6 protein-coding genes and 1 tRNA gene are annotated in these 6,531 nt (G+C 47.3%); all 7 read left to right on the forward strand.

Annotated elements, in window-relative coordinates; genetic code table 11:
• Positions 1 to 480, forward strand: a 480-nt coding sequence (locus WEIDD23_RS07665; RefSeq protein WP_197458846.1) for a glycosyltransferase, incomplete at its 5' end; no start/stop codon positions are given.
• A 37-nt stretch (positions 481 to 517) separates the two neighbouring features.
• On the forward strand, positions 518 to 1,531 hold the full coding sequence (locus WEIDD23_RS07670) for a glycosyltransferase (RefSeq protein WP_010371037.1): 1,014 nt from the start codon (positions 518 to 520) through the stop codon (positions 1,529 to 1,531).
• Complete coding sequence (locus WEIDD23_RS07675) at positions 1,528 to 1,932, forward strand: hypothetical protein (RefSeq protein WP_010371035.1); 405 nt, start codon at positions 1,528 to 1,530, stop codon at positions 1,930 to 1,932. The genes WEIDD23_RS07670 and WEIDD23_RS07675 overlap by 4 nt, the downstream gene beginning before the upstream one ends.
• Before the next feature lies 1 nt (position 1,933).
• On the forward strand, positions 1,934 to 3,442 hold the full coding sequence (gene asp1, locus WEIDD23_RS07680; protein WP_010371033.1) for an accessory Sec system glycosyltransferase Asp1: 1,509 nt from the start codon (positions 1,934 to 1,936) through the stop codon (positions 3,440 to 3,442).
• Complete coding sequence (gene asp2, locus WEIDD23_RS07685; protein ID WP_062358889.1) at positions 3,442 to 5,184, forward strand: accessory Sec system protein Asp2; 1,743 nt, start codon at positions 3,442 to 3,444, stop codon at positions 5,182 to 5,184. The genes asp1 and asp2 overlap by 1 nt, the downstream gene beginning before the upstream one ends.
• Positions 5,181 to 6,194, forward strand: coding sequence for an accessory Sec system protein Asp3 (locus WEIDD23_RS07690; protein WP_010371028.1), 1,014 nt, complete (start codon positions 5,181 to 5,183; stop codon positions 6,192 to 6,194). Before asp2 ends, WEIDD23_RS07690 begins: the two co-directional genes overlap by 4 nt.
• 145 nt (positions 6,195 to 6,339) lie before the next feature.
• Positions 6,340 to 6,429, forward strand: a tRNA-Ser gene (locus WEIDD23_RS07695).
• Positions 6,430 to 6,531 lie beyond the last annotated feature (102 nt).

Consider the following 6,531-nt stretch of genomic DNA (forward strand, 5'->3'; position numbering starts at 1 on the left):
GATACGACGTGGCAGTGGGTGCCAGAACGTGGGGTGCAACCAGCACATGATGGGTTAGTCGTGACAATTATGACGCACAGTGATAGTGATGAGCGACTCAAAGCGGCGGTTACAGCGGCGAAAACAGCTGGTGCGACGCAAATTCATTTATTGCGGATGTTCAATCCAACTGATTATCAAACGGCCTTAGTGGCGGATGACATGATTGATGACCATGTCGTTGAGTGGACGTTATGGTCAGAAAAAGAAGTGTTGGCTTATGAATTGGCTGACACGGATTTATTGCTGACCGTTTCAGATAGCAACCCAGTGGGCGGCATTTATGCGTACGCCATGGCGGTTAAGTTACCAGTGGTTAACATTTCAAACGACGCGCAATCACGGCCATATTTAGATGGTATGACTGGGCAACGTGTACCGATTGAGCGGTTGTCACATGCTGTTGACGTTGTGTTACAGCAAGCAAATTTAGCAGACTAATTAGTCTGCATACATAGAGAAAGCGAAGGGGAGTAGGATGAGTTATTGGGTGTTTGATCATATTGAAGTGGATGATTATTTGGCATTTGATAAACCCAAGCGCGACGTTGTTACTTTTGCGACGGCGATTGGTTGGCAAAAGTTGCCGTATTTTATTACAGCTTGGTCCGACGAGCCTGAAGCGTCGATTCGTGCCCGCTTGATTGGTGTGTTGGCAGCAACGCAAGCAGGTGACACCGTTCTCCACCAGGTACCGAGTTATAACGGTTATCAGTATGACGAAATTGTGCTCGATGAGATGACGCAACGTGGGTTGATTAATGTTGCAATTGTACACGACTTGGAGAGCATTCGACTTGGTGAAAAAGTCTTAGAACCGGAATTAACACTTTTACGCCAATTTAAGGCAATCATTGTGCATAACCAACGGATGAAGGCGTGGCTTGAACAACATCAAGTGATGGTACCGATTATTGTGTTGGACGTCTTTGATTACAGGAGTAGCGTACCGGCACCGACACAACAATTTGCGCGAAAGTTGCATTACGCGGGTTCACTGGCGCCTGAGAAAGCCCCGTTTTTGCAATCCTGGTCACCAGCGCTGAACTTAACGGTTTATGGTAATCCCAACCAGACGTTACGCAACCAACAAGCTTTTGCGATTCACCCCCCAGTCCATGGCGACATCTTGCCAGGTATTATGCAAGAGGGCTTTGGGTTAGTGTGGGATGGTGATATTCAACCAGCTGATAATGAATTTGGCCGGTATACGCGCATGAATAACCCGCATAAATTTAGCTTGTATATGGCTGCTGGGTTACCGGTCATTGTGTGGTCAGAGATGGCAATTGCCACGGTCGTGCAACGTCATCAGTTGGGCTATGTGATTAATTCGTTGACGGATTTGCCAGCATTGTTAAATACCGTGACGGCTGCTTCATATCGAAAGATGCAAGCAAACGCACAGGCTATGTCAATGCGTGTCCGCAATGGCTTTTATACGAAACGAGCGCTATTAACGATGATGATCTTACTGGAGGAGCGGGCATGAATTGGTTAGTTACAAGTGATACAACATCAAACTTAGCCCAAGCAGCCTTACAACGGCAGTTTGCGTTGCGACCAGTGCCAACGATTCCTACTGCAGTTATCGCACAAGAGTCATTACTCGTTGCGACAGCTGCCGGCACATTGACGGGGATGCAACGAGGGGATGTGGTGTTAATTATTCTGTCCGATGATCAACCCGATGAGGTGTGGTGGCAATTGATGCGTTCAGCATACGACTGGCATGCCCGCGTATTGGTCGATGATCGCAGTCATCAATTTAGTCGGCCAATTTTGGGTGAGCGATTCAGTGAGGTGCTCACGAAATTGGACCTAAAGGACGATATCTTACAGGACGCATTGGCATTGTTGAAATGGGAGTTCAATGATATTGAGAGGGATTGAAGTGGCAAAATCATATTTTGAAATTCCGGATTGGACTACTAGCGAAGGTAGCAATCCATTTGATGAAACGTTGGCCCGAACCCGTTTGTTACAACAAGCGGGCATGGCGCCAACGATTATTAATCTCGATTGGACGCCCCGGTTGCGGGCCTACCAACAACGCGATGGTTGGCAAGACCAGCCTGTTTTGGGTTTGTATGATGATTTGCAATTAGCCACGGATGTCCAAGAGCGGGTGCTGGGTATTCGTGATTTAAACTGGCCGTCTGACGTGTTGTTTTTTACGACAGATGGCGGACTGTTTGTTTATCAAGGGGCAACCCGAATTGCGGAAGCTTTTATGAATCCGATGATGACAGATCGCTTAGATGTCGTGCGGTATTTCGCGGACGGCCAGGTAGTAGCGGAAGATCGTTATGATTACCGTGGCTTCTTGTCGCAACGTATTGAATATGAAAATGGTCAACCAGCAACGCGCCGGTTTTATTCGCCGGGGGGCCGGCTACGTGGCTTCTATATTTTTACCGAGCAACAACAAGCTTCATTGAGCTTAACGGAACCCTTCTACGGCCGAGATGTATTTTACGATGAGACTGATTTGCAAGCCCATTATCTACAACATCTATTGACAGATGTTGTCGGAGAGTCGGCGGTGATTGTGAATGCCACCAATGCGAAGCTCGCGGTGGTGGCGCGTGTTACTACCTCGTTAGCACATGTCACGTTGAACGTTAGCAGTCGTGATAATTTGACACCCGATATGGACCAACTACAGGCATTGCAAGCCCGGGGAAGTCAGGTTGTGACAACGACGGCCCATCAAAAGGCGCGGTTGGCCAAGCAATTATCAGCCGAAACAGTTCAGCAGATTGCGGCGTGGCCAACACGGCCGGACAGCTTTGGGACGAGTTCGCAGTACCGCGAAGAAATTATCGCCTGGTACGTCCCTAACTTTGAGGGATCGTATGAACGTCAAGTAACCTTCGAAAAGCTGATGCAATTAATGGTGGCGTACCCCATGATGGCTGTTTGGATTGTGGGTGATGGCCCAGCGATGGACTTTTATTTGCAATGGGCACAAGAGACGCTTGGCGATGAATTTTATTTTCCAAAAGAATATTCGACGTATAAGCAACAAAAAAACGACGAGGTAAAACCGCGTGTTGCGTTAAAAATTGCGACGGATGCCCAAACGACTTATCGTGCGTTGCTACCGGCACGCATGATTCTTGATTTAGGTGATCAACCCGATGACTTCGTTGGGTCGACTGCCCTGACGTTGGGGGTGCCGTATTTCACAAAGGTGCCATCTGACTTTATGGTTGTTGGTGATAATGGTGCGTTGGTGACAACAGTTGATGAATTGGATACTGGCTTGTCGCAGTATCTCTATCGGCTAAATGAGTGGACGCAGGCACGCACATTTGCAGAGAGTTTTGCGAAGCGTTTTGACAGTGCGCACCTTGTATCTGCTTGGCAACAAGTATTGTCAGCGCAAGGAGGACAATGATGGCTGAAGATTTAGAGAAGCAAACCCGGCAACGATTACGTGATGAGGAAGTTTTAGATCGTGATCGTCAGAAAAATCGTGACGAAATTGCACGTTTACAGTCAAACCAAGCGGCAGTTGATAATGACGAAGTGCCGGTTGAAAAAATATCAGAAAAAACCCATCGCATTGTCGTAGAAGTGCAGGAGAAACCCAAAAAAGCGCCGAAAGCGAAATTCCGTCTCATTCAGGTTGGTGCCCAAGCATGGCCGGTTGATGAATGGGACTTGGATCCTAAATTACAGTCAGTACTCGTTACGACGGCAGCGGCGTTTCCGGCTCGACCATCTGCTCACTATGCAGTTTTTACTGATGAGATATTGGCTGGGCCAGACGTTTTGGCAATTGTGAAACGCCTGCCACCATTTTCAATCATTTATGCCAGCACCACAGTTGATCCAGAAATTGCGGACGTCTTGCGCCAAAAAGCAGCTTTTTTTGTGCCAGGTGCTGGGCACGCTTTATTTCAAACAATTGTCGATAATTTTTTCATGGGTCAACGTGGTATCCATTCGGGTGTTACGGAGGCGCTGGATATTGCGGAAACGTTTACGGGTTCTGTCGAACGCCGGGGACGTTTTCAAATGACGTTAAGCGGTGATTTCGGGCCCACCTTGCAACAAGTGGTGACGTGGCACCCCATCAGCGTTGAAAAATTTGAAACGGTTTTAGCCGGTATGAATGGTATTTTTTTGGATGCCGGTGATAAAAAGGTTTACCTAGAAGGAAATCAACGTGGCGATGTGTACTGGGAATGGCACGTTGAATTTATTCAGCCGGATGGTAAGCTGGTCCAATTCGTGATTCCCATGACGGAAAGCTTGCAAGAACATGTCTTTCCGGATGTGCACCCATTTTATTCTTTCCAGATGTCATTATGGATTAGCGGGCAAGGCGAGGTGGATTTTAACCGCGTGATTGTCCGGCGGTCGCGGTCGACGTATGGCACCCTGTTGCCAGGGGATGAAAAACAGATGACCAGCACCGGTGATGAGGTGTTGTCATACTTCAATCCAGGTGATTTAAAGCCACCGCTATTGGTGTCCTTTACGGGGTCTCGCTTATATGGGGATGGTTTTGAAATGATGAGTGTGTACGGTCGCCATAAATTACCGTATCTGCTTTTTACTGATAGTCGGACCCAAGGTGGTGCCTTCATGGTTGGGACGCCAGAATATGAGCAATTGGTGATTGATAAAATTCGTGAGAAGCTACAATGGCTAGGTTTTGACGAGCATGATGTGGTGTTCCAAGGGTATTCCATGGGTTCGTTTCCGGCCCTTTATTATGCGCGCCACTTCAAACCCCAGGGCATTATTGTCAGCAAGGCAATTGTGAATTTGGGGACCTTTTCCGGTCAGGATGGCTTTGCACATGGTGGTACGAAGGATTGGCCGCTTGATATGCGACGCCATTTATTCGGTCGGGTGCTTCGTGCTGATACGCCGGTCATTGATCAAAAATTATGGCAATCGATGGACCAGGTTGATTGGACACAAGTTGCCACGTATGTCTTTTCGCTCGCACAAGACGAGTACGATGGTCAGTCCTTACCGCAACTGCTCCGTTTTATTAAACATCGTGGGGGCAGTGTGGAACATTTTTGGCTGGATGGTGACCACTTGGCGCACACTGACGAGATGATTAATTTCGTTGAAGGTAAGTTAGAGTTATTGATTAAGCGGAGGCGCGCGACGTTATGAAAACATGGCAGAACGTCTATTGGACACAACAATCTGAGCTTCTGGAGTTACAAGGTGCGACGGTTACGCATGCCCAAATTGATCAAGTGAATTACGAAAATGATATTTACGCGAGTGGGTTTGGTGTCGTCGTTTGGCGAAGTTTAGTCAATTTCCGGCATGAATTTCGGCAAGAAACGCTAATGTCGCTCGTGCCAGGTCATGAATACCGTTTCCGTTTGGATGCGGTTGATGAAGGGCTAAACACGTATTTGTTGGTGACGATGTATGATCAAGCAGGCACGATTATTTTAAGTAGTGGTCGTGGTCAAAAAGAAGTGCAACTAGTGGCGCCGGCTAATTTGGATCATTATGATGTGCAAATCATCGCCTTTGGCAACGGCCACTTTGTTTTCGAAAAGATTTTTATTCAAGAAGTCTTGCTGACGGGAACCTACATTCCGAATGATTATGTTAGCCAGGATGGGCGGACGTTAGCACGCTATGTTAATCGTGATGCAAATCGTCATCTCTTTGTGGCATTTACTGAACCGTTAGACAAAGAGACACAATGGCCGATTGCTAGTGCAACGGCGGCCCAGGTGCCGATTTTATTGTTTGCTAATCTTGGGTTAGCGGCAGATTATTATCAATCAAGTCCAGAGTTTGTTACAACCTTGATCCACAATGCGCAAAGAGATGGCCGGTATGACACGATTAGCTTGGTTGGTACGGGACTAATTAGCCAACTAGCAGCAGCCTATTACGGGGAACTGCTTCAGCTACCGGTTACTTGGTTGACGCCGTTACCTGATTATGAAACGGCACGCGCACATTATGCTCGACCTAATGTGCTACGAGCGGCGGACGCACATGGGTGGCAGTTGCCCCAAGCAAATGTGGCAGGGGTGATAACTAGTCAGCAGCCAACACAAGCATTTGACGAAACCGCCTTAACAGGCCAAACGGTGAGTGTTGATACGAATGAGTTGTTACGCTTCCTCAAGCATGAAAATAGTGGTGTGTCATAACACAAAATGAAAACGCAAATCTCACTAATTAACTGTGGTGAGGTTTGCGTTTTCACTTTTTTAAATCAATTTCGTTTAAAGTGTTGACATTTAATAGGTAGGTCTGTAGTATATTACTTGTGGTTGCGATAAGTAATTACGTTATGGAGAATTACCCAAGTCTGGCTGAAGGGAACGGTCTTGAAAACCGTCAGGTCGGGAAACCGGCGCGTGGGTTCGAATCCCACATTCTCCTTTAACGTCATTGGCGTTACAACTTAAATATTTATTATCGCGGGATGGAGCAGTCTGGTAGCTCGTCGGGCCCATAACCCGAAGGTCGTAGGTTCAAATCCTG

It is taken from the genome of Weissella sp. DD23 (assembly GCF_001579105.1).
Classification (GTDB): Bacteria; Bacillota; Bacilli; order Lactobacillales; family Lactobacillaceae; genus Weissella; species Weissella cibaria.